We start from the raw sequence: 23661 nt of genomic DNA, 5'->3' as shown, positions 1-23661 counted from the left end.
ACAAGACTGCATATGACTCACGACAGCTCGAACATACCGTGGTAGAGCTGGTAGTATTCACCCTGCTTTGCCAGCAGTTCCTCATGGGTGCCGCGCTCAATGATATGCCCGTGTTCCAGCACAATGATGGCGTCGGCGTTGCGCACGGTGGACAGCCGGTGCGCGATGACAAACACCGTGCGGCCCTCCATCAGGCCGTCCATGCCTTTTTGGATGAGCGCCTCGGTGCGGGTGTCAATACTCGACGTTGCTTCGTCCAATATAAGTACCGGCGGGTCAGCCACCGCCGCGCGGGCAATGGCCAGCAGCTGCCGTTGTCCCTGGCTCAGATTCGCACCGTCAGCCGTGACCATCGTGTCATACCCCCTGGGCAGGCGGCGGATGAAGGAGTCCGCGTTGGCGATCCTGGCCGCCCGCTCAATTTCCTCCTGCGTGGCATCCAGCTTGCCGAAACGGATGTTGTCCGCCACGGTGCCGGTGAACAAATGTGTATCCTGCAGGACGACACCCAGCGAACGGCGCAGATCATTTTTCTTGATAAGCCGCACATCCATCCCATCGTAGGTGATGGAGCCGCCGGACACCTCATAGAAGCGGTTTATCAAATTGGTGATGGTCGTTTTGCCCGCGCCGGTGGAGCCAACGAAGGCGATTTTCTGGCCCGGTTTGGCGTAAAGCGAGAGGTTTTGCAAAATCATCCGCTCGGGCGTGTAGCCAAAGCTGACGTCGTGGAACCGCACATCGCCGGTCAACGGCTCGGGCGGCACATCGGGGCGGCTGCGGTCACACCAGGCCCAACGGCCGGTCTTTTCGGCGCATTCGGTCAGGGTGCCGTCGGCGTTTTCCCGCACGCGGACCAGCTCCACCGTGCCCTCGTCGATCTCGGGGCGCTCTTCCATGACCGTAAAGATACGCTCCGCGCCCGCCAGCGCCGCCAACAAAAAGTTGCCCTGCTGGGTAAACTGGTTGATGGGCAGGGTTGTCTGGCGCACAAACACCAGGTAGCTTGCCAGGCTGCCCAAATCGGACCAGCCCCACATAACCATCAGGCCGCCCACCACCGCAATGATGGCGTAGTTGATGTAACCGATACTGACGACGGCGGGGATCATCGTGGCGGCGTAGCTCTGGGCACCGGTGCCGGCTTGGCGCAGTTTTTCGTTGCGGGCGGCAAAGGCGGCCATGTCGGCCTGCTGGTGGTTAAAGACCTTGACCACCTTCTGGCCCGCGATCATTTCCTCCATGTAGGCGTCCAGCTCGCCCAAGCTGGCCTGCTGGCTGGCGTAGTAGGCGCGGCTGCGCCTGGTGGAGTAGTTGATGTACCAGAACATGGCAATGTAGCCCACCACGACCAGCAGCGAGAGCCGCCAGTTGAGCACGAACAGCAAAAACAGCGTGCCTGCGATCTGTATAAACATCTGAATGACCACCGCAAAGCTGTTGTTCAGCGCGTCGGAAATCGTGTCCACATCGTTGGTGAACAGGCTCATCAAATCGCCCTTGCGGTTCGTGTCAAAGAAGTTCAGGGGCATCGTCTGCAGGTGGGCAAACAGGTCGCTGCGGATTTCCTGGGTGATACGCTGCGCCGTGCGGACCATGAGCTGGGTGTAGCCCAGGGTGGACAGCGCGCCGATGAGGTAGACGAACGCCGTGAACGCCACGACCCCGGCCAGGTAGGCAAGACTGCCGTTTTCCAGAATGCCGTTGACGGCCGGGCGTATCATGTAGGTGCCAATCAGGGCGGCCAGGGCGCTGATGGACGTCAGCACGCCGATCAGTGCCAGTTTGCGCTTGTGGTGGCCGAGGTAATCACCGAAGCGGCGCAGGGTGTGGCGCAGGTTTTGCGGGCGCTTACCGCCGAATGCTTTCGCCATCTGCGTCGCCCCCTTTCATCTGGGAATTGTAAATTTCCTGATAGATCGTATCCTTTTTCAGCAGTTCGTCATGGGTGCCAACGGCGTGCAAACGGCCGTCGTCCAGAATCACGATGATGTCCGCGCTCTGGACCGACGAGATGCGCTGGGCAATGATGAGCTTGGTCACGTCGCCCAGCTCGGCCAGCGCGCGGCGGATGCCGGACTCGGTGGCCGTATCCACGGCGCTGGTGGAGTCGTCAAAAATCAGCACCTTGGGGTGTTTGAGCAGCGTGCGGGCAATGCAAAGACGCTGCTTCTGCCCGCCGGAGACATTGCACCCGCCCTGGCCCAGGTCGGTGTCAAGGCCCTGGGGCATACGGTTCAGAAATTCATCGGCGTGGGCGGCGCGGCAGGCGGCCCACAGGTCGTCGTCGGTGGCATCGGGGCTGCCCCATTTGAGGTTGTCGCGGATCGACCCGGAGAACAGCAGGTTCTTTTGCAGCACAATTCCCACAGCATCCCGCAGAGCGGCCAGGTCGTAGTCACGCACGTCATGCCCGCCGACCTTGACGGTGCCCTCGGTGGCATCGTAGAGGCGGGGGATCAGCTGCACCAGCGTCGTTTTGGCCGCGCCAGTGCCGCCGATAATGCCCACCGTCGCACCGGCGGGGATGTGCAGCGTGATGTCGGACAGGGCGTTTTTCTCCGCCTTTGCGTTGTATTTGAAGCTAACGTGGTCAAAATCGATCCGGCCGTCGGGGATCGTCTCCACCGGCGCGGCGGCGTTGGCCAAATCGGGCTGCTCTGTCAGCACCTCGCGGATGCGGCGGGCGCTGGCCAGCGAACGAGACATCTGGAGAAACACGCCGGAGAACATCATGACCGAGTTGAGCACCTGCAAAACGTAGCTCAAAAAGGCAGTCAGCTGGCCGACGCTCATGGTGCCATGCAGCACAAAGCCGCCGCCGAACCAGAGAATGCAGACGATGGCCGTGTACATGACGGCCTGGAATGCGGGCAGGTTGAGCACGGCATAGCGGAACGTCTCGGTCGAAGCGTCGCTGAGTTCGGCGTTGACGGTGTTGAACTGATCGTTCTCATAGTCGCCGCGCACGAACGCCTTGATGGCGCGGATGGCGGTGAGGGATTCCTGGATGCGGCCATTGAGGTGGTCCACAGCGCTCTGCTGGCGGCCATAGAGCGGGCCGACTTTCGAGACGATCCAAGCCAGCACGGCAGCAAGGATCGGCGTTGTGATGAGGAAAACCAGCGTCAGCCGCGGGCTGAGCACGCAGGCCATAGCAAGGCCCATGCCCAGCATGACCGGGCTGCGCACCAACGGCCGCAGGCCGGTATTGACAGCGTTGAGCATGACGGTAACGTCGGTGGTCATGCGGGTGACGAGGGACGCATTGGAGAAACGGTCAAGGTTCGCGAAGTCGAATTTCTGCACGGCGGCATACTCCGCCAGGCGCAGCTCCGACGCAAAGCCGTTGGCAAACCGCGCGGCGTACCGGGCATAGAGCAGACCGGTAATGAGCGCCAGCACCGCGCAGAGAATCATCAGCCCGCCCTGCCGGAAGATGACGGCCATATTGTGGTCCGGCACGCCGTCGTCCACCAGGGTAGACATCAGCACGGGGATGACCATTTCAAAGATACATTCAACAAAGATAAGCCCCACCGCCGCAAACAGGTCTTTGCGGTAGGGTTTACCGTAACCAAAAATCATGCGCAGGTCCTGCATAGGAGACCTCCTTTGGGACGTTATGCGGGAAGGGAATGGGTAACGATGGGAAGGCTGCAAAGCCCCGGACCTCGCCGGCTCGGACAGTCCCTTTTGACAAGGGGGCCTTTTTAGCTGCGCTTTTTCTCCGGCAGCTGGCTCGCCACAATGGCCCCAAACATCAAAACGCAGCCGCACAACTCGGTGGCGGACAGCGTCTCGCCCAAAATCAGCCAACCGGCCAGGGCGCTGAACACACTCTCCAGGCACATGGCAAGGCTGGCAATCGTCGGATCCAACTCCTTCTGGCCGACGATCTGCAGCGTGTAGGCCACGCCGCTGGACATGATGCCGCAGTAGGCAATGGACACCGCCGCGCCGCGGAACTGCTCGACGGTCGGCGTTTCAAACGCAAACATAAACACAGTGGACAGCACCGACACCACTAAGAACTGCATAAAACTCAGCTGGATGCCGTCCAGCTGGGGGCTGAAATGGTTGACCAGCATAATTTGCAGCGTGAACAGCGCCGCGCAGAGCAGCAGCTGCCACTCGCCGCCGGTCAGGCTCAGGGTATCGCGGCCCGCCAGGCAGAGCAGATACAGCCCCACCACACTGACCACCACGCAGCCCCACAGCTTGACGCCGGGGCGGCTGCCAAAAAAGATGCTCGTGACCGGCACCAGCACCACATAGAGCGCCGTCATAAACCCAGCCTTGGCCGTGCTGGTGGTGCCAATGCCCATCTGCTGCGCCGCCGACGCCGCAAACAGCGCCGCACCGCAGAAAATACCGCCCTTGACCAGCACCTTTTTGTTCTGCCAGAACCCCGGCTCGGCGGCGGTATTCGTCCTGCCCATCTTGCGCAGCACAGCCATCAGCCCCAGCAGGAACACGCAGGCCAGCCAGCTGCGGCCCGCCAAAAACGTGTACGGCCCCATGTAGTCGCTGCCGACGCTCTGCGCGACGAAAGCTGTGCCCCAGATGAATGCGCCGCACACCAGCAATAAGGTGTTGCGCAGCTGTTTTTTGTCCATAATTTTCCCCTTTTCCCTCTGTGTTGTACTTTCCTGCGGGCCGATGGCAAGCACCGGCCCCTACGATGTATCATCAAAAATGCCGCCCGGCCATCTGCGGCGCGGGCGGCATTGTTGCCTGTTTTTAACTGTTGGTGGTTTCCTCGTCGCCGTAGGTGTTCAGCTCGGTGCTGCCCAGGCCCTCCACCTTCAGGCCGCCGGTAACGTAGTATTTGTTGCCGTTGTCATAGCTGATGGTGATTTTGTACTGCTTGCCTGCGGTCAGGCCGGTAATGGTGTACTGGTAGTCAGCCTCGTCGGCGCGGAAGTAGATCGTCGAGTCCGGCACATAGCTTGTCATCGTCTTATCGTCGGAAAGCTCCCAGAACGCGATCTTGAAGTACATATAGTTCTCGCTGCTGGCCTCGGTAGACGCATAGCCGGTCACGGTCATGCTGTCGCCGCCCGCGACGAAATACTCAGTGGAGCGGTTGGCAATGCCGTTGAAGGAGACATACAGCGTATCATCCACCGGGTAAGTCACCACACGGGCGGAGTCGGTATCCATCTCGGCGGGGAACTCCACGCTGCCGCCTGCGGGGGCTTTCGTGGTGGTGTCGGTGTCCTCCTCGTCGGATTCCTCGACCAGGCCCAGCTTGTGGACCAGATTGACGACAACATTCTGTGCCCACTCTTTGGGGGAGCAGGCCGTCAGGCTGACTGCCAGCAGCACGGCCATAGCCAGCGCCGCGAGCTTGCGGGTAAGTTTCATATCGTGAACCTCCAATGGGTGATGTCTGCAAAAATACACAGATTATTATACCGCAAAATTCCCGTGTGTACAAGCGTTCCGGCGGTTTTTACACATTTGTTTTTGTGCGGAAATCCTTGATGTAGTCGATGAGCAGCGACGACACCGTGACCGTGACCAGCGAATAGGCGATGCGCCGGAACGGAATGTAGGACAGCGACGCAAAAAGCACCGTTAAATCGGTAAAAAGGTACGCGCGGGAGAGTCGCCACCCGGTCAGCTTGTGGATGACGAGGGCCAGCGCGTCGTCGCCGCCGCTGGATCCGCCCTGCCGCACGATCAGCCCGACGCCCACGCCGACGAACACACCGCCCAGCAGCGCCGCCGCCAGCGGCCAGGGCGTCAGATCAGGCAGCATCGGGGGAAAACACTCCCACAGGCGGTAGAACCCGGCCAGGCTGATGCTGGCGATACCCGCCGAGAGCAGGAAATCCCACCCCAAAAATTTAAACGCCAGCGCGTAACTTATGACATCCAACAGGGGCGACGCCACCGACGCCGGAACGCCGAGCCAATGGTTGATGAGCAGCACCAGTCCGATGATGCCGCCCTCCGTGATGGCGGTGCGCTGGTGGATGTTGTGGATGCCGAAGGAGAGTATCGCCGTGCCCAGCATGATAATGGCAATGCGCCGCGGCGTGAACCGGGCCAGTGCACGTTGGATTTTTTGTTGCAGCGTTTGTTTTGACATGGCGGCACTCCTTGGACAGTGATATATCCAGTATAACACAGCCTGTCAAGGGAAGGCGGTGAAAGACCCTCTCGCCCCAACAAAAAAGCAGGGCCGCACTCTGCCCTGCTTCCTGTACTTTATTTCCCCGCCAGCAAAACTGCCAGCACGGCCTTTTCCACGTAAATCCGGTTCTCGGCCTCGTCAAAAATCTCCTCCATGTGCCCTTCCAGCACATCGGGGGCGATCTCCTCGCCGCGGTGGGCGGGCAGCGGGTGCTGCACTATGCAGTCCGGCTTGGCCAGCGCCATGCGGGCCGCATCCAGCGTAAAGCCAGTGAAATCCCGGCGGCGCTGCTCGGCCTCGCGCTCCATGCCCATGCTGACCCAGACATCGGTAAACAGCACGTCCGCATCGCGGGCGGCCTCGTCGGGGTCGTTCGTCAGTGTGAATTTATCGCCGTACCGCTGCGCCAGCATCAGCACATCGGCTGCCGGGCGGTAGTGCTTCGGGCAGGCGACCGTGACCGCCATACCCATGGCAAGGCAGCCCACAATCACGCTGTTCGCCATGTTGTAGCCGTCGCCGATGAACCCGGCCTTTAGCCCGGCCAGCGTGCCCTTGCGCTCACGCACGGTCATTAAGTCCGTCAGCACCTGCAAGGGGTGGGCGTAGTCAGTCATGCCGGAAATCACCGGTATGCCGCTGTATTTTGCCAGCGCGTCCAGGGTCGTCTGCTTGTAGGTGCGGCAGACGATGGCGTCATAATACCGCCCCAGCACGCGGGCGGTGTCCTGCACAGGCTCGCCGCGGGCAGTCTGCAGATCATTGGCGCTCAGGTAGGTGCCCAGGCCGCCCATCTGGTAGATGCCCACTTCCAGGCTTGCGCGGGTGCGGGTGGAGTTTTTGGCGAAAATCAGCGCCACGGCCTTGCCCTGCAAGTCCTTCGGGTCGATGCCGTCCCTGTGCAGTCGCTTATATTCGTCGGCCACATCCAGGATGTGGGTGATCTCCTCGGGCGTCAGGCCGCCCAATTTCAGCAGATGTTTCATACGCATTTCTCCAGCACGGTGCGCAGGGTATCCAGCGCGGCGTTCACATCCTCCGCCGTCAAAATCAGCGGCGGCAGCAGGCGCAAACGAGTCTTGGCGGTCAGCACCAGCAGGCCCTGCTTCTCGCAGGCGGCGCGGACATCGGCGGCCTTGATGCCGTCGTCAAAGGCGATGCCCACCATCAGGCCCAGGCCGCTGACCTGCTGCACATGGGGCAGTTTGGCAAGCCCGGCGCGCAGCTGGGCCGCACGCTCGTTGACATTGGCGAGGAACTCCTCGTCCATCGTATCCAGCACGGCCAGCGCACCGGCGCAGCAGACCGGGTTGCCGCCGAAGGTCGAACCGTGGCTGCCAGGCTTCATATGCTCGGCAACCTTTTTGTTCATGACCACCGCGCCGATGGGCAGGCCGCCGCCCAGACCCTTGGCCAGGGTGACGATATCGGGGTGCAGGTCAAAATGCTCGCAGGCCAGGAACTTGCCGGTGCGGCCCACGCCGGTCTGCACCTCATCGACGATGAGCAGAATGTCTTTTTCCTTGCAGAACGCCGCGACCTTGGCAACATAGTCGGCATCCAGGGCGACAACGCCGCCCTCGCCCTGTACCAGTTCCATCATGACGGCGCAGGCAGAGGCATCGGCTGCCTTTTCCAGCGCGGCAAAATCGCCCGCCGGGACATAGGCAAAGTTGCCGGGGAAGGGTCCAAAGTCGTGGTGGAACACATCCTGGCCGGTGGCGGTCAGGGTTGCCAGCGTGCGGCCATGGAAGGAATTGACAAGGGTGATGACCTTGCTGCGGCTCTCGCCATACGTGTCTACGCTGTATTTGCGGGCGCACTTGATGGCACCCTCGTTGGCTTCGGCACCCGAGTTGCCGAAGAATACAGCATCCAGCCCGGTGCGGCGGCAGATTTTTTTTGCCAGCTTGCCGTCCGGGGCAGTGTAATACAGGTTGGAGGTGTGCTGCAAGGTCGCGGCCTGGTCTGCCACGGCCTTGACCCAGGCGGGGTGGCAGTAGCCCAGGGAGTTGACGCCGATACCCGACGTAAAATCGAGATATTCCTTGCCGTCGGCATCCCTGGCGGTCATCCCCTTGCCCTCTGCCAGCACGACCTGGCTGCGGCCGTAGGTGTGGAGAATATAGTCGTTGTCCCGGGAAATCACTTTTTCGGTATTCATCTAGGGTACCCCCTTTATCATGTGCAAGAGTCTTCCCCCATCGGGGGAAGGTGGCTGGGTTTACGAGGCCGGATGCGGGGCGCGTGTGCCGCTGCTGCCCGGAAAGAGATTGCAGCGGGCAGGCCGCCCCTCATCCGTCGGCTTTGCCGACAGTTTCCCCCGAGGGGGAAGCCTTTTCAATCAGCGGTTCCCCCGCCGATAGAACATTGTACCTGCGCCTCTGTCACTGAACATTTCCAGCAGAATCGAGTGGGGCACGCGGCCATCGATGATGACGGCCTCGTGGACGCCCTGGTAGATGGCGTCGGCCATGCCCTCGATCTTGGGCAGCATACCGCCCGCAATGACGCCTGCGGCCTTGTAGCCCTCGATTTCGGAGACTTCGACCTCAGGGATCAGCGTGGATTCATCGTCCTTATCGTAGAGCAGACCAACGATATCCGTCATGATGACGAGTTTTTCTGCGTGCAGGGCAATGGCAATTTCAGCCGCGGCCGTGTCTGCGTTGATGTTGTAGGGGATGCCGTTGTCGTCCATGCCGACGGTGGCAATGACCGGGATGAAGCTGTCGGCCAGCAGGTGGTCGATCAGCGTCGTGTTGACCTTTTCAATTTCGCCGACATAGCCCAAATCCACATCCGATTTGCGCTTGCACATGATCATGTGGCCGTCCATGCCGCACAGGCCGACGCCGCGGCCTTTGAGCAGCGCGACCAGGTCTTTGTTGACCTGCCCGGCCAGCACCTGCTGGACAATGCCCATGGTTTCTTCATCGGTGTAGCGCAGACCGTTCACAAATTTGGATTCCTTCCCCACGCGCTTGAGCATCTGGTTGATGGCAGGCCCGCCGCCGTGTACCAGCACGACCCGCACACCCAGCAGCGTCAGCGTGACCAGGTCGTTCATGACGGCCAGTTTCAGTTCATCGTTGACCATGGCATTGCCGCCGTACTTGATAACCAGCGTTTTGCCGTGGTATTTTTGGATATAAGGTGTAGCCTCGCTGAACAGCAGGGCCATTTGTTCATTCTTCATCGTTTCCTCCATCCCCTACCTCTAAAGCCTTCCCCCAAGGGGGAAGGTGGCCGAGCTTGCGAGGCCGGATGAGGGGCACACCTGCCGCAGCATCCGTCTACCGGTCTGCCGCCGAAAGCCCGCCCCTCATCAGTCGGCTTCGCCGACAGCTTCAGTCTACGCGCTAAGAGCCGCCTTCGGCGGTTGCGCTCCAACACGCGCCTGCGGGCGCAGTCCCGCGGGAGAAGCCTTTTTCATCAGGTTCTGTAATCCCCATTAATTTTCACATAATCATAGGTCAGATCGCAGCCCCAGGCCTTGGCGGTGGCGTCGCCGCTGCCAAGGTCAACGAGGATATCGATCTCATCCTCCTTCAGCACCACGGCGGCCTCATCCTCGCTGTACGGGTGGTAGGCGGCGTTCTCGCAGACGAACACCTCGCCGGCCTTGCTCTTGAGGCGCACCGACGTCTTGCTGATATCGAAGTCCCCTGGCGTGTAGCCAATGGCGCAGAGCACGCGGCCCCAGTTAGCATCTGCACCGAACATGGCGGCCTTGAACAGAGTGGAATGGATGACGCTCTTGGACACCGCGCGGGCGGTCGCCAGGTCGGGTGCGCCGGTCACGGTGCATTCCAGCAGCTTGGTCGCGCCCTCGCCATCCCCGGCCAGCTCGCGGCTCAGGTGCTCGGCGGCCTCGGTCAGCGCAGCAACAAACGTATCATAGTCGGGCGTACCGTCAACGATTTCCGCGCCGGACAGGCCGGAGGCCAGCAGCAGCACGGTATCGTTGGTGGAGGTATCGCCGTCCACGGAAATCTGGTTAAAGGTAGCGGGCACGACGGTGGACAGCGCCTTCTGCAGGGCGGCAGGCTCGACCTTGGCGTCGGTGGTCATGAACAGCAGCATCGTCGCCATGTTCGGGTGGATCATGCCGCTGCCCTTGGCGATGGCACCGATGCGAACGGTCTTGCCGCCGACCTCAAACTCCAAAGCGATTTCTTTCGGGTGGGTATCAGTAGTCATGATGGCGGTGGCGGCGGCGTGGCTGCCTGCCTCGCTGGCGGCCAGCTTGGCGGCAGCTTCGGGGATGCCCTTGGCAAACGGCTCAATGCTCATGGCCTGGCCGATAACGCCCGTGGAGGAGGGGAGCACGTCGTCGGCGCTGATGCCCAGCTCTTTCGCGACGATATCGCAGGTGTCTTTCGCCAGCTGCACGCCGCCCGGGGCGCAGGTGTTGGCGTTGCCGCTATTGACGACGATCGCCTGGGCATAGCCGTCCTTCAGATGCTCGCGATCCACCGTGATGGGAGCGCCGTAAACCTTGTTGGTAGTGTAGCAGCCTGCGCCCGCGCAGCGGACATCCGCCTTGATAAGCGCCAGGTCGAGCTTGGAATGGTTATGGCGGATGCCGCAATGCACGCCCGCCGCAGAAAATCCCAGCGGCGCACAGATGCCGCCGGGGATGGATTTAAAGTTGCTCATAATATGTACCTCTCTCTTTACATCTAAGCCTTCCCCCTTGGGGGGGAGCCTTTATCGCGCCAGCCCTTTCGTTTCCTCTATTCCCAGCATCAGGTTCATGCACTGCACGGCCGCGCCCGAGCTGCCTTTGCCCAGGTTGTCAAACAGGCTGATGAGCTGCATCTGGGTCCCGGCCGGGTTGGCCAGGCAGAAGATTTCCAGCGTGTCTTTGCCCGCCAGCTTGTTGGCCGCCAAAAAGCCGCCGTCCGTGCCCTCGCACAGGGGGTGCACTTTGATCATCGGCTGCCCGGCATAATACTCGGCCAGCGCGGCGGCGGCCTGCGGGGCCGAAACGCCCAGTGCCGTCAGATCCAGCGGGATCATCGTCTCCATGCCCGCATAGTAATCAGCCACGACCGGCACAAAGTTGGGGGCCGTTTCCAGCCCGGTGATGGCCGCCATTTCGGGCAGGTGCTTATGGTGCAGCGCCAAGCCGTAGGGACGCGGGGCGTTCAGCGCTTCGTTCGTGCGCTCACCCTCATATTCAGCAATCATCTTTTTGCCGCCGCCGGAGTAGCCGGTCAAACTCGTCACACTCAGATGGGCGGTCTTGGGGAGGATCCCCAACTCCACCAGCGGGGCCACCGGCGTGATAAACCCGGTGGCGTGGCAGCCCGGCACAGCCACACGGGTGGCGGTTTTCAGCGCCTCGCGGGTGCCATGGAGCTCGGGCAGGCCGTAGAGCCAGCCGGGGGCTGTGCGGTGCGCTGTGCTGGTATCGAGAATGCGCACATCCTCGCGCAGCAGCGGTACGACCTCGCGGGCCGCATCGTCCGGCAGGCAGAGGAACGAGAGGTCGCTCTCATTGATGACCGCTGCCCGGGCGTGGACGTCCTTGCGGTCTGCCGCGGAGATTTTCAGAATTTCAAATTCGTCCCGCTCCGCCAGCCGATCCGCAATGCGCAGGCCGGTGGTACCGGAGGAACCATCCACGAAGATTTTGTACTTTCCCATTGTTACACCCCTGATTATTAGATAATAGATAAAAGATACTAGATAATAAAATTGGTGGTTCGCGGCGCTGCGCACCGCTCAAAATTTTCTGCCTCCGTAGGGGCGCATTCTATATGCGCCCGTGCAGCTTACGGCAGGTGCCGCGGGCGGATATGGAATCCGCCCCTACGGTATGTTTTTTGTTTTGGCCTTGGTCAAAACTCCACATTTTTTATTATCTTTTATCTATTATCTTTTATCTTATGCCAGCTTCCCCTTCACATCGCTCACCTGCCGCAGCACGCTCGCCTTGGTCGGGCCGCCGTAGCTGGTACGGCCCTCGCAGCAGGTGGTCAGGTCGATGGCGGTATACACATCCTCCGCAAACAGGTCGCTGTACTGCTTGAACTCGTCCAGCGTCAGTTCTTCCAGCGTCTTGCCCTCGCGGATGCAGGCGGCCACCATCGTACCGGTACACTTATAGGCATCGCGGAAGGGCATACCCTTCTTGGTCAGGTAGTCGGCGCAGTCGGTGGCGTTGATAAAGCCCTTGGCGGCGGCGCGGCGCATATTGGCGGGCAGCGGGGTCATGGTAGCCAGCATCGGCGTGACGGTGCGCAGGCAAAGTTCCAGCGTATCCACCGCATCAAAAATTGCCTCTTTGTCCTCCTGCATATCCTTGTCATAGGCCAGGGGGATGCCCTTCATCATGACCAGCAGCGTGTTCAAATCGCCGTAGACGCGCCCGGTCTTGCCGCGGATCAGTTCCGTGACATCGGGGTTTTTCTTCTGCGGCATGATGGACGAGCCGGTCGTAAACGCATCGTCCAGCTCAATGAACTTGAACTCCCAGCTGCACCACAGGATGATCTCCTCGCTCAGGCGGGAGAGGTGCATCATGCAGGTGGCCATGGCGCTGCACAGCTCAATGCAGAAATCGCGGTCGGACACGCCGTCGATGGAGTTGCCGCAGGGGGCTGCAAAACCCAACTGCTCCGCCGTGTAGAAGCGGTCCAGCGGGTAGGTCGTACCCGCCAGTGCGCCGCTGCCCAGGGGGCACTCGGCGTCCATGCGCTTGGTGGCGTCCTGCAAACGGCCCAGATCGCGCAGCAGCATCCAGGCGTAGGCCATCAGCTGGTGGCCGAAGGTCACAGGCTGGGCGCGCTGCAAATGGGTGTAGCCGGGCATAACGTAGCCCGCACCCTTCTCGGCCTGGTCACAAAGCACGTTGATAAGCTCTTTGATCTGGCCCTGGATATGCTCGCTGGCGGCACGCAGGTTCAGCCGGATATCCAGCGCCACCTGGTCGTTGCGGCTGCGGCCGGTGTGCAGCCGCTTACCCGCATCGCCGACGCGGGCGGTCAGCGTCTGCTCGACGAAGGTATGCACATCCTCGGCGTTGGGGTCGATCTCCAGTGCGCCGCTGTGCAGATCCTCCAAAATAGAGTGCAGACCTTTGTGGATATCGTCCACATCCTGTTGGGAGATGATACCCTGTCTGCCCAGCATGGCCGAGTGGACAAGGCTGCCCTGAATATCCTGCTCGATCATCCGCGCGTCAAAGCGGATGGAAGAGTTAAAATCGTTTACGCGGCTGTCAACGGCCTTGCTGGCCCGGCCCTGCCAAAGTTGGGGCATAAGTAGAACCTCCATTTTTTTAGATAATAGATAATAAAATTGGTGGTTCGCGGTGCCGGCGCACCGCTCAAAAATTTTCTGCCTCCGTAGGGGCGCATTCTATATGCGCCCGCAGGTCGTCTGCCTGTTGACGGGCGGATATGGAATCCGCCCCTACGTTTTTTTGTTTTGGCCTCAGGCCAAAACTCCACATTTTTTATTATCTTTTATCTTTTAATAGTAACGCCAAAACCGCCAAAGGGTGTCTACGCCCCTTGGCGGTTGCATATTAGGCGTTTGTTTACTTACTTTTATTCCTCGGTGGGCCAGTTCTTGGCCAGCTTGGCGCGCTCGGCGATGGGCAGGCCAAACAGGTTGATAAAGCCGTTGGCGTCTGCCTGGTTGTAATCATCATCCTCACCGAAGGAGGCCGTCTGCTCATCGTACAGGGTGTACGGGCTGGTGACGCCGGCGTTGATCATGTTGCCCTTGTACAGCTTCAGGGTCACATCACCGGTGACGGTCTTCTGCAGGTCGTCGGTGAAGGCGCTGATAGCCTCGCGCAGCGGGGTGAACCACTGGCCGTTGTAGACCAACTCGCCCATCTTCTGGGCCAGCTGTGCCTTGAAGTGCATGGACTCCTTATCCAGGGTGATGGTCTCGAGGACATCATGGGCCTTGTACAGGATAGCACCACCGGGGGTCTCATAGACGCCGCGGCTCTTCATGCCTACGAGACGATTCTCGACAATATCCAGCAGGCCGATGCCGTTGGCGCCGCCCAGCTTGTTCAGGTACTCGACCAGCTCAACGCTCTCCATCTCCTTGCCGTCCACGGCGGTGGGGATGCCCTTCTCGAAGTGGATCTTGACGTAGGTCGGCTTATCGGGGGCCTGCTCGGGGGAAACGCCCAGCTCCAGGAAGCCGGGCTTATTGTACTGCGGCTCCAGGGACGGCTTTTCAAGGTCAAGACCCTCATGGCTCAGGTGCCACAGGTTCTTATCCTTGGAATAGTTCGTCTCACGGTTGATTTTCAGGGGAATGTTATGGGCCTCGGCGTAGTCGATCTCCTCGTCACGGCTCTTGATGCTCCACTCACGCCAAGGGGCGATGATGGCCATATCGGGGGCCAGGGCCTTGAGGGTCAGCTCAAAACGGACCTGGTCGTTGCCCTTGCCGGTGCAGCCGTGGCAGATGGCGTCGGCGTTCTCCTTCTTGGCGATCTCCGCCAGGGCGGCGGCGATGCAGGGACGCGCATGGGAGGTACCCAGCAGGTAATCCTCATACTTGGCGTCAGCCTTCAGGCAGGGCCAGATGTAGTTTTCGACGTAGTCCTTCTTGAGATCCAGGACGTACAGCTTGGAAGCGCCGGTCTTGATGGCCTTCTCTTCCAGGCCGTCCAGCTCGGTGCCCTGGCCGACGTCACCGGAGACAGCGACGACTTCGCAGTTGTTGTAGTTTTCCTTCAGCCAGGGAATGATGATGGAGGTGTCCAAACCGCCGGAGTATGCCAGAACTACCTTTTTAATATCTTTCTTATCCTTTTTCATGATGAAATTCCCCTCTCCGTATTTGTCAAGACCCGCAGGGTGCTGTTGCTTGCTGTGTGTCTTGAATATTTATTCATTCATTGCTGTATATTATACACTCTTTTATACATTTTGCAAGGGGCAAACCCGCCAAAGGATTTTCTATTTTTAGCTTTGTTTTAGGCAGGTTGCCGAATAGTTATACATTTATGCAGGGGGATGCTTGCAAAAATATACAAGCGTGTATGTATACGCAGCGCCGCTAGGGGTATTATAGCATGGTTTTCCCGGGTAAGCAACACAAAATTGCGCGTTTTGCAACACGGGTGGTGCCAACGGAAAAGTCCCCCCGCCTTCCCCTGCGGGGCTGCGCCCGCAGGGGAAGGCGGAGCGCAACCGCCGTAGGCGGCTCTTAGCGCGTAGACTGAAGGCGGCCCGCAGGCCGGATGAGGGGCGCGTTCGGTCAACCGTCCCGCAAAGACGCAGTCAGGCAAGGCCGCCCCTCATCAGTCCGCTTCGCGGCCAGCTTCTCCCAGGGGAGAAGCCTTTTGGACAAACGCTTTCACCATCCCCAGCTCCTCCGGAAAGATGCAGTTCGGTATCGTCCCCTCGTCCACGGCGCGGATGGCCTCGTCCAAATCGAACCACTTCACATAGTCGATCTCCGACTTCTGCACGTTGAAATCCTCGGCCTCTTTATCCAGCCACAAACAGAACACCTTGCTGACCTGGTTGTCCTTAAACGGCTTGCCGTGGAACTCCGCCTCAAAACGGAACCGCCGCAGGCCGCACTCGTGCAAATCTTCAGCGCGGGCATCAACGCCCAGTTCCTCCCGCAGTTCCCGCAGGGCCGAGCCGACAAACTCATCCCCCGCCGGGATATGCCCGGCCGAGGAGATATCGTAGCACCCTGGGTAGGAATCCTTGGCCGCGCAGCGCATCTGCAAAAGCACCTGCACGCGGCCCGCTTTGCGCCGCACGATCCAGACATGGCTGGTGCGGTGGCGCAGCCCATCGGCATGGGCGACGGTGCGCGGCACGCTGCGGCCGGTGGGCACGCCGTCTTCATCGACTATATCTAACATTTCAGGCATGGAAGTCACATCCTTATATAATATAGTACCGTTATACCACATTCCCGCCCCCACCGCAAACGGGGTTTAAAAATTCATAAAGTTTTTGTATACTGGGAATATAAATTTGTAGGGGGCGGCGTCCCCGACGCCCCGCGTCCGCCGTACCGCATTATATAAAAGGAGACTCCCATGTCCCAAATGACCAAACGCGCGCTCGTTGCGTCGCTGAAAGACCTGCTGGCCGAGAAGCCGCTGGACAAGATCACCGTCACCGACCTGACCGAGCACTGCGGCGTCAACCGCATGACCTTCTACTACCATTTTAAGGATATCTACGACCTGGTCGAGTGGGCCTGCATCGAGAGCGCCACCCGTGCGCTGGCCGGGCAGAAAACCTACGACACCTGGCAGCAGGGCTTTTTGCAGATCTTGCAGGCCGTGCAGAAGGACAAAGTGTTCGTTACGAAAGTCTACCACTCCATCAGCCGCGAGCACATCGAAAACTACCTGTACCGCCTGACCTACGATTTAATGTTCGGCGTCGTCGAGGAAAAAGCCGCCGGGATGACCGTGCGCCCCGAGGACAAGGAGTTCATTGCGAACTTTTACAAGTACGCCTTCGTCGGCCTGACGCTGGAATGGGTCCGCACCGGCATGAAGGACGACCCCGCCGCCCTGGTGGAGCGGGTGTCTGTGCTGATCCACGGGGATATCACCAAGAGCCTGGAAACGTGCAGAATCGATAAATAGTTTTCATTGCCACCTCAAACCCGCCGCCTTGTAGGGGTCGGGTATGCCCGGCCCGCAAGTTTATGGCCGCATCCCCATTTTTCAATGGATTTGCAGGGAAGGGTTGCGGGGTTGCGAGCGCGGGGCCACGGTTGAGCGAAGCGAAACTGGGGAGCGAGCAATGTTTGCCCCTGCGGGGCAAACAACCGCACGAGCGGGTTCGCGAAGCGAACTGGCGGCGCTCGTTGTGCGCCGCCAAGCGTTGACCCCTCCGCGGGGCGTCGAGGACGCCGCCCCCTACAAAGCCGCGTTTTAACATTTTTTTCAAAATCTATACAATCCCTCCCCTTTGATAAAATTCTTATCAAAGGGGATTTTTTGCTGATTGTAACCGTTACACCCGCCGGGTATACTACAGACATACCAAGTAAATCACAGGCCGCTCCCCAACAAGCACGCGGCCTTATCATCACAGGAGGTACTCTTATGTATTATTCCAGCGGTAACTATGAAGCCTTTGCAACGCCCAAAAAGCCGGACGGCGTGGACGGCAAGTCCGCGTATCTGGTCGGCTCCGGTCTGGCAGCACTGTCCGCGGCCTGCTACCTGGTGCGCGATGCCCAGATGAAGGGCGAGCATGTCCATATTCTGGAGAAGGACCCCATCCCCGGCGGTGCCTGCGACGGCTACAAATATCAGGATATCGGCTACGTCATGCGCGGCGGCCGTGAGATGGACAACCACTTTGAGTGTATGTGGGATCTGTTCCGCTCCATCCCCTCCATCGAGGACGAAAACCACACCGTTCTGGATGAGTACTACTGGCTGAACAAGGCTGACCCCAACTACAGCCTCTGCCGCGCCACCTGCAACCGCGGCGAGGATGCCCACACCGACGGCAAGTTCGGTCTGAGCGACAAGGCCGCCATGGAGATCATGAACCTGTTCATGTCCCCCGATGAGAAGCTGTACGACAAGAAGATCACCGACTTCTTTGACGATGAGGTGCTGAACTCCAACTTCTGGATGTACTGGCGCACGATGTTCGCCTTTGAGAACTGGCACAGCGCGCTGGAGATGAAGCGCTATCTGCAGCGCTACATCCACCACATCGGCGGTCTGCCCGACTTTACGGCGCTGCGCTTCACCCGCTACAACCAGTATGAGTCGATGATTCTGCCGATGGTCAAGTACCTGGAGGGCTTCGGCGTTCAGTTCCACTACGACACCAAGGTCACGAACATCGCCTTCGACTGTGCCGGCGGCAAAAAGCAGGCCACCCGCATCGACATCCTCCACAACGGGCAGGAAGAGTCCATCGACCTGACCGAGAACGACCTCGTCTTTATCACAAACGGCGGCTGTGTCGAGAACTCGACCCTCGGCAGCCAGGATACCCCCGCCGAGTTCAAGCCTGAGCTGAAGGAGGGCGGCGGCTGGGACCTGTGGCGCAAGATCGCCGCGCAGGACCCGAGCTTCGGCCATCCCGACAAGTTCTGCTATGACCCCGAGCTGTCCAACTGGATGAGCGCCACCATCACGACGCTGGATCAGCGCATCGTGCCCTATATCAAGAAGATCTGCAAGCGCGACCCGTTCAGCGGCAAGGTCGTCACCGGCGGCATCGTCACGGTCACCGATTCCAACTGGCTGCTCAGCTGGACGCTGAACCGCCAGCAGCAGTTCCGCGACCAGCCCAAGGATCAGCTCTGCGTCTGGGTCTACGGCCTGTTTACCGACAAGCCGGGCGACTATATCAAGAAGCCGATGCGCGACTGCACCGGCAAGGAGATCTGCATGGAGTGGCTGTACCACATCGGTGTGCCCGAGGACCAGATCGAGGATATGGCGACCAACAGCGCCAACACCGTGCCCTGCATGATGCCGTATATTGACGCGTTCTTTATGCCGCGCGCTGCCGGCGACCGCCCCGACATCGTACCCGAGGGCGCTGTGAACTTTGCGTTCCTCGGCCAATTTGCCGAGACCGCCCGCGACACGATCTTCACGACCGAGTACTCCATCCGCACCGGCATGGAAGCTGTCTATACCCTGCTGGATGTAGACCGCGGCGTGCCCGAAGTCTGGGGCAGCGTCTATGACATCCGCTGCCTGCTGGACGCGACGGTCAAGCTGCGCGACGGCCGCAAGATCACCGACATGGAGATGCCGCTGGTCGGCAAGCTCGCCATGAAGGAAGCGCTGAAGAAGATCGAAGGCACCGAGGTGGAGAAGCTGCTGAAGGAATACAACGTGATTTAAGCGGTCGACAATTTACAAATTGTTCATACCCATATCATAGTTTTTTAGCAGTTATCCTGTATCTTATAAGCACAGGGTCACGGAGCCGCAACCGATGATCCTGGAACATGATTCCTCCTCACACAAACCGATACCCCAAGCCCCCATCCGAAGCCGCAATCGGATGGGGGCGATTTTTGTGCATACAGCTTTCACAAAAAAAGTGGTGACAAACCACCGCCCCCTGTGGTATACTAAAGATTACAAATCGGTTAAAACAAGATTTTCCTACTGGGGCACAGATGCAAGTGCGGTGTGCCCCGGCTTTGCCGTGTACTACCGGAGGTGCTTGACTACGCATTCTATCACGAACCGTATGCCCCGCCTGTTGGCTATGCTGTTTTTGCTGCTGGGGGTATTTTGTGCGGGGGCGCTGACCGTCCACGCCGACGACTACGATACCACCATCGACCGCCTTTCCCGCCTGCAGGCGCTGGCAAAGGATTTTTCAGCATCCCAGAGCGACACGCCCGACCCCATTGAGCTGACGCTGGCCTACACCCGCACCGGCAGCTACAATACTACCATCTGGCAGCTGACTGCCGGTACCCGCGACCCGGAGTTTGAGAGCTATGTCAGCAGCAATGACCCTGACCTGGTGGCTTTACAGTCTGTAAACACCGTCACGCTGCCCAACGGCGAGAAGATCGACTTCGGGCACCTGCTGGCCTCGATGAACCTTGTCTACAATGGCATCCCCATCACCGGCAGCTGGGGCGGCGACTGCCAGGAAATGGCCAAGGCCTACGCTGGCCAGGCCAGCGACGCAGCGGGCTATGCCAGCGCCATGCGCGCCACCTTTAATATTGACGACGACGGCTCGACGAGTTATTTCGGCAACCAGGACCTGCGGGCCGACATGGACTCGGTGGTAGTCGGCTCCAAGGTGACGAAGGACACTGACCTGGCCGACGCGCTGCGCAGCTACTACGCCAACCTGACCGATTACGACCGCGCCAGGGAGTTTATCTCGCTGAGTTTTGGCACGGTGGATACCTCCAGCAGTGACTTTGCCGACGCCGTATACCGCGCCCTGATGGACGATTCCGGTATGCAGCTGCTGTTCTATATGAACGATATGTGGTCGGTGCAGGGCTGGGCCATCAAGGACGAGTATGCCCCCGCTGTGCGCGGCATCACCGACCTGTTTGCCGAGTATCTGTCCGGCGCGGTCAACGGCGAAAAGATCAAGAGCGACACGAACGACCGCCTGGTTGCCATGGGCGGGCAGGCGCTCTCCGATGCGCTGTCTGCCCTGGGCGACACCGACGCAGCCCAGGCAGCTTTGAGCGCAGCGGACAGCATGGCGAACAATGCCGAGTCGACGGTGTCGTCGGGTTCGGACGCCATTTCCACCGCGCGGGAGACCTTCCAGACGAAGTTTGACGTGAAGATTTTCCAGATGATTTTGCTGATCGTCGGCGGGCTGGCAGCGTTTATGCTGGTGTTCAGTCTGGTCATGTTCGCCCTGCGGCGCAGGGATTGAGATAGCGTATAGTTTTTAGCGGGCGGCTTTCCCGGAAGGGGCAGGCCGCCTTTTTTTGCTGTTCACATCCTATTCACAATCCGTATATTTGCCACAACTTATCCACCGCGTATAGGGGTTATCCACCGTGGAAATGTTGAAAACTACGTGGAAACTGTGGAAAATCACTCCACTCGCAGCCGTTAAAAAGCGGAAAACCTAAAAAATCCACGATAATCAACCGTTTACTTTCCACAGTTTCAACCATCACACTGTGGAAAACGGTGGAAAGCCGGGGAAAACTGTCCTTGCATTTTTCGCAACATAAAATTCACAAAATGTAAATAAGGGGGTTGCACTTGCCGCTTTACAGCGCTATAATAGGCTTAATCATCACCCGCACTGCTGTGCGGCGGTGCGCTTGAATATAAAGGGAGAGTGCGAAAAATGTTGGATATCAAAATCACCAAAACAACCCATCCGAAAGAAAAACCGCAGGACGAGTCCAAGCTCGGCTTTGGCAAAAAGTTCAGCGACCATATGTTCCTGATGGACTATACCGCAGGCGAAGGCTGGCATGACGCCCGCATCGTCCCCTATGGCCCGTGGGAGATGGACCCGGCTACCACCGTGTTCCACTATGCCCAGGAAATTTTTGAAGGCATGAAGGCCTACCGTACCGCCGAGGGCAAGATCCAGCTGTTCCGCCCCGAGTGCAACGCGAACCGTTTCAATGATTCTGCGGACCGTCTGGGCATGCCCCCCATCCCGCCGGAGGATTTCGTCCAGGCTGTCAAGGCACTGGTCGATGTTGACCGCGACTGGGTGCCCCATTCTGACGGTGCATCCCTCTACATCCGCCCCTTCTGCATCGCTACCGATGTGGGCCTGGGCGTCCACGCCGCCAAGCATTACCGCTTTGCCATCATCTGCGCACCTTCCGGTGCGTACTACGCCGAGGGTCTGGACCCTGTCCGCATCTATGTCGAGGATGAGTACATCCGCGCCGCCCCGGGCCTGACCGGCTTTACCAAGTGCGGCGGCAACTACGCTGCTTCCATCAAGGCTGGTGAGCTGGCTGAGGAGCGCGGCTTCTCCCAGGTCCTGTGGCTGGACGGTGTCGAGAAGAAGTACGTCGAGGAAGTCGGCTCCATGAACATCATGTTCAAGATCGACGGCGAGATTTACACCGCTCCCTGCGTGGGTACCGTTCTGCCCGGCGTCACCCGCCGCTCCATCATCGAGCTGCTGAAAGACTGGGGCTACAAAGTCCATGAGGAGCGCGTCGCCATCGCTGACATCATGAAGGCTGCCGACGAGGGCAAGCTGGAGGAGGTCTTTGGCACCGGCACGGCCGCGGTCGTTTCCCCTGTCAAGGAACTGGACTGGGAGGGCAAGGTTGCCCACATCAGCGGCGGCAAGATCGGCGAGCTGACCCAGAAACTGTACGACACCCTGACCGGCATCCAGTGGGGCAAGCTGCCTGACACCAAGGGCTGGATCGTTCCGGTCGAATAATCCATATTCAGAAACAAATTAAAGAAACTTTCTTGCGCTTGCGGTTTACGATGCCGCAAGCGCTTTTTCTATGACATTTCTATGAACGATTGTGCAATATGCACAAAACAACTACCGCGCTTTACAGCACATTGTACAAGTACGCATCTTGCAAATTCGACAAAAAAGGTGTACTATAAGAGCATCGAAAGCGAGAGCTTCCGAGCGAAAAGTGAAGAGGAAGAATACCAGAGCGCCCTGCCGAATCCGTAGGGAGGGTATCACTTGTAGAGGGGTGGTTCCGTTCGCATTCAGGCGCCGGCGAGACGTTCTGTTTTTCTCCTTCTTTTTAAAAAAAACGAGACGGGGCAGTGGCCGTCTCGTTTTTTTGTTTTTACAGCGGAAAGCCCCCTTTCCCCACCTGCACATTCCTGCTTTTTCTCTTCTCATTCTAACAGATATTTCATCTTTACATTTTCGCGGAAATACGCTACAATATAAATGTATAAATATAAAAACAAAGAGAAGGAGAGATCGCTTTGTTTACTATCATCAAACGGCGGGAGCTGAACCCCACCGTGACCGAACTCTGGATCCATGCGCCGCTCATTGCCAAGAAGGCAAAGGCCGGCCAGTTCATCATCGTCCGCGCGAAGGAAGATTCTGAGCGTATCCCCCTGACCATCGCAGGCTTTGACCGCGAAGCCGGCACCGTTTCCATCATTTTCCAGGTCGTCGGCGCAGGTACCATGCAGCTCAACTCCCTCAAAGAGGGCGAAGCTGTGCATGACTTTGTGGGTCCCTTGGGCAAGGCCACCGAGATCGAGGGCCTGAAAAACGTCTGCGTTGTCGGCGGCGGCGTGGGCTGCGCCATTGCGCTGCCCATTGCACAGGCACTGCACGAGCAGGGCACCAAGGTCACCGGCATTGTCGGCTTCCGCAACAAGGATCTTGTCATTCTCGAGGACGAGTTCCGCGCCTGCTGCGATGAGTTTATCATTATGACCGATGACGGCTCCTACGGCGAGAAGGGCGTTGTCACCGCCCCGCTGGAGAAGAAAATCGTCGAGGGTGCGAACTTTGACGAGGTCATCACCATCGGCCCCCTGATCATGATGAAATTCGTCGTCAAGACGACGAAGCCCCATGGCGTCAAGACTGTCGTCTCGATGAACCCCATCATGGTCGATGGCACCGGTATGTGTGGCGGCTGCCGCCTGACCGTGGGCGGCCAGACGAAGTTTGCCTGCGTGGACGGCCCCGACTTTGACGGCTTTGAGGTCGATTTTGACGAGGCTATGCACCGCGGCACGATGTACAAGCCCTTTGAGGCCCACGCCCGCGAGGCCGAGTGCAATTTGCTGAAGCAGGAGGTGCAGTAATTATGCCGAACATGGATCCGAAAAAGTGCCCCATGCCCAGCCAGGAGCCGAACGTCCGCAACAAAAACTTTAAAGAGGTCGCCCTCGGCTACACCGAGGAGATGGCCGTGAACGAGGCTAAGCGCTGCCTGCAGTGCAAAAACCACCCCTGCCGCTCCGGCTGCCCCGTTGAAATTGACATCCCCGGCTTCATCAAGCACGTCGCTGAGGGCGACTTTGAGGCCGCCTACAACGTGATTGCCCAGTCCAGTGCGCTGCCCGCCGTCTGCGGCCGTGTCTGCCCGCA

General features: G+C 59.3%; 18 protein-coding genes and 1 pseudogene. 6 read left to right on the top strand and 13 right to left on the bottom strand.

From position 1 onward, the window contains the following. Nucleotides 1–17: 17 nt before the first annotated feature. The 13 genes from GPK89_RS00370 to GPK89_RS00310 form a co-directional block, all read right to left on the bottom strand. On the bottom strand, nucleotides 18–1874 hold the full coding sequence (locus tag GPK89_RS00370) for an ABC transporter ATP-binding protein (protein WP_215690593.1): 1857 nt from the start codon (nucleotides 1872–1874) through the stop codon (nucleotides 18–20). After that, nucleotides 1852–3603, bottom strand: coding sequence for an ABC transporter ATP-binding protein (locus GPK89_RS00365; protein WP_215690592.1), 1752 nt, complete (start codon nucleotides 3601–3603; stop codon nucleotides 1852–1854). Before GPK89_RS00365 ends, GPK89_RS00370 begins: the two co-directional genes overlap by 23 nt. 110 nt (nucleotides 3604–3713) lie before the next feature. After that, nucleotides 3714–4619, bottom strand: a complete 906-nt coding sequence (locus tag GPK89_RS00360) for a DMT family transporter (protein WP_215690591.1) — start codon at nucleotides 4617–4619, stop codon at nucleotides 3714–3716. Nucleotides 4620–4743: 124 nt separating this feature from the next. Next, nucleotides 4744–5370 carry a hypothetical protein gene (locus GPK89_RS00355; protein ID WP_215690588.1) on the bottom strand — a complete coding sequence of 209 codons (627 nt, stop codon included), beginning with the start codon at nucleotides 5368–5370 and terminating at the stop codon, nucleotides 4744–4746. An 88-nt stretch (nucleotides 5371–5458) separates the two neighbouring features. Beyond that, a complete protein-coding gene (locus GPK89_RS00350) occupies nucleotides 5459–6100 on the bottom strand; it encodes a YitT family protein (protein WP_215690585.1) in 642 nt (213 codons plus the stop codon). Nucleotides 6101–6219: 119 nt separating this feature from the next. Continuing rightward, nucleotides 6220–7131: an ornithine carbamoyltransferase gene (gene argF, locus GPK89_RS00345; protein ID WP_215690583.1), complete on the bottom strand. Its 912-nt coding sequence runs from the start codon at nucleotides 7129–7131 to the stop codon at nucleotides 6220–6222. Further along, the gene (locus GPK89_RS00340; protein ID WP_215690581.1) at nucleotides 7128–8309 is read right to left on the bottom strand and encodes an aspartate aminotransferase family protein; all 1182 of its coding nucleotides are present in this window, start codon (nucleotides 8307–8309) and stop codon (nucleotides 7128–7130) included. The genes argF and GPK89_RS00340 overlap by 4 nt, the downstream gene beginning before the upstream one ends. Nucleotides 8310–8489: 180 nt before the next feature. Further along, nucleotides 8490–9344 carry an acetylglutamate kinase gene (gene argB, locus GPK89_RS00335; RefSeq protein WP_215690579.1) on the bottom strand — a complete coding sequence of 285 codons (855 nt, stop codon included), beginning with the start codon at nucleotides 9342–9344 and terminating at the stop codon, nucleotides 8490–8492. A gap of 236 nt (nucleotides 9345–9580) precedes the next feature. After that, nucleotides 9581–10807, bottom strand: coding sequence for a bifunctional glutamate N-acetyltransferase/amino-acid acetyltransferase ArgJ (gene argJ, locus GPK89_RS00330; protein WP_215690571.1), 1227 nt, complete (start codon nucleotides 10805–10807; stop codon nucleotides 9581–9583). 51 nt (nucleotides 10808–10858) lie between these two features. Further along, complete coding sequence (gene argC, locus GPK89_RS00325) at nucleotides 10859–11800, bottom strand: N-acetyl-gamma-glutamyl-phosphate reductase (RefSeq protein WP_215690568.1); 942 nt, start codon at nucleotides 11798–11800, stop codon at nucleotides 10859–10861. A gap of 240 nt (nucleotides 11801–12040) precedes the next feature. Beyond that, nucleotides 12041–13417, bottom strand: a complete 1377-nt coding sequence (gene argH / locus GPK89_RS00320; protein ID WP_252261384.1) for an argininosuccinate lyase — start codon at nucleotides 13415–13417, stop codon at nucleotides 12041–12043. A 290-nt stretch (nucleotides 13418–13707) separates the two neighbouring features. Beyond that, nucleotides 13708–14946: an argininosuccinate synthase gene (locus tag GPK89_RS00315; protein WP_215690562.1), complete on the bottom strand. Its 1239-nt coding sequence runs from the start codon at nucleotides 14944–14946 to the stop codon at nucleotides 13708–13710. A 485-nt stretch (nucleotides 14947–15431) separates the two neighbouring features. Then, nucleotides 15432–16019, bottom strand: coding sequence for an NUDIX hydrolase (locus tag GPK89_RS00310; protein ID WP_215690560.1), 588 nt, complete (start codon nucleotides 16017–16019; stop codon nucleotides 15432–15434). A gap of 171 nt (nucleotides 16020–16190) precedes the next feature. Between GPK89_RS00310 and GPK89_RS00305 the strand changes: the two genes are divergently transcribed. From GPK89_RS00305 to GPK89_RS00280, 6 genes and pseudogenes are all read left to right on the top strand, one after another. Then, a complete protein-coding gene (locus GPK89_RS00305) occupies nucleotides 16191–16751 on the top strand; it encodes a TetR/AcrR family transcriptional regulator (RefSeq protein ID WP_215690558.1) in 561 nt (186 codons plus the stop codon). Between the two features lie 465 nt (nucleotides 16752–17216). Beyond that, entirely contained in the window at nucleotides 17217–18992 is a 1776-nt protein-coding gene (locus GPK89_RS00300) for an oleate hydratase (protein WP_215690556.1), read from the top strand. A 328-nt stretch (nucleotides 18993–19320) separates the two neighbouring features. Next, nucleotides 19321–20517, top strand: coding sequence for a hypothetical protein (locus GPK89_RS00295; protein ID WP_215690554.1), 1197 nt, complete (start codon nucleotides 19321–19323; stop codon nucleotides 20515–20517). 426 nt (nucleotides 20518–20943) lie between these two features. Continuing rightward, complete coding sequence (locus GPK89_RS00290; RefSeq protein ID WP_215690552.1) at nucleotides 20944–22014, top strand: branched-chain amino acid aminotransferase; 1071 nt, start codon at nucleotides 20944–20946, stop codon at nucleotides 22012–22014. A 518-nt stretch (nucleotides 22015–22532) separates the two neighbouring features. Beyond that, the gene (locus GPK89_RS00285) at nucleotides 22533–23375 is read left to right on the top strand and encodes a sulfide/dihydroorotate dehydrogenase-like FAD/NAD-binding protein (protein WP_215690549.1); all 843 of its coding nucleotides are present in this window, start codon (nucleotides 22533–22535) and stop codon (nucleotides 23373–23375) included. A gap of 2 nt (nucleotides 23376–23377) precedes the next feature. Beyond that, nucleotides 23378–23661: pseudogene (locus GPK89_RS00280) on the top strand (dihydropyrimidine dehydrogenase); the annotation flags it as partial.

Source organism: Gemmiger formicilis (assembly GCF_018784445.1).
Lineage (GTDB): Bacteria > Bacillota > Clostridia > Oscillospirales > Ruminococcaceae > Gemmiger.
This window is presented reverse-complemented; position numbering and strand designations above follow the sequence as displayed.

Bases quoted from the DNA above. Each gene is read 5' to 3' on its own strand.
- GPK89_RS00370 (WP_215690593.1), bottom strand. From the start codon at position 1,874: ATGGCGAAAGCATTCGGCGGTAAGCGCCCGCAAAACCTGCGCCACACC.
- GPK89_RS00365 (WP_215690592.1), bottom strand. From the start codon at position 3,603: ATGCAGGACCTGCGCATGATTTTTGGTTACGGTAAACCCTACCGCAAA.
- GPK89_RS00360 (WP_215690591.1), bottom strand. From the start codon at position 4,619: ATGGACAAAAAACAGCTGCGCAACACCTTATTGCTGGTGTGCGGCGCA.
- GPK89_RS00355 (WP_215690588.1), bottom strand. From the start codon at position 5,370: ATGAAACTTACCCGCAAGCTCGCGGCGCTGGCTATGGCCGTGCTGCTG.
- GPK89_RS00350 (WP_215690585.1), bottom strand. From the start codon at position 6,100: ATGTCAAAACAAACGCTGCAACAAAAAATCCAACGTGCACTGGCCCGG.
- argF (WP_215690583.1), bottom strand. From the start codon at position 7,131: ATGAAACATCTGCTGAAATTGGGCGGCCTGACGCCCGAGGAGATCACC.
- GPK89_RS00340 (WP_215690581.1), bottom strand. From the start codon at position 8,309: ATGAATACCGAAAAAGTGATTTCCCGGGACAACGACTATATTCTCCAC.
- argB (WP_215690579.1), bottom strand. From the start codon at position 9,344: ATGAAGAATGAACAAATGGCCCTGCTGTTCAGCGAGGCTACACCTTAT.
- argJ (WP_215690571.1), bottom strand. From the start codon at position 10,807: ATGAGCAACTTTAAATCCATCCCCGGCGGCATCTGTGCGCCGCTGGGA.
- argC (WP_215690568.1), bottom strand. From the start codon at position 11,800: ATGGGAAAGTACAAAATCTTCGTGGATGGTTCCTCCGGTACCACCGGC.
- argH (WP_252261384.1), bottom strand. From the start codon at position 13,417: ATGCCCCAACTTTGGCAGGGCCGGGCCAGCAAGGCCGTTGACAGCCGC.
- GPK89_RS00315 (WP_215690562.1), bottom strand. From the start codon at position 14,946: ATGAAAAAGGATAAGAAAGATATTAAAAAGGTAGTTCTGGCATACTCC.
- GPK89_RS00310 (WP_215690560.1), bottom strand. From the start codon at position 16,019: ATGCCTGAAATGTTAGATATAGTCGATGAAGACGGCGTGCCCACCGGC.
- GPK89_RS00305 (WP_215690558.1), top strand. From the start codon at position 16,191: ATGTCCCAAATGACCAAACGCGCGCTCGTTGCGTCGCTGAAAGACCTG.
- GPK89_RS00300 (WP_215690556.1), top strand. From the start codon at position 17,217: ATGTATTATTCCAGCGGTAACTATGAAGCCTTTGCAACGCCCAAAAAG.
- GPK89_RS00290 (WP_215690552.1), top strand. From the start codon at position 20,944: ATGTTGGATATCAAAATCACCAAAACAACCCATCCGAAAGAAAAACCG.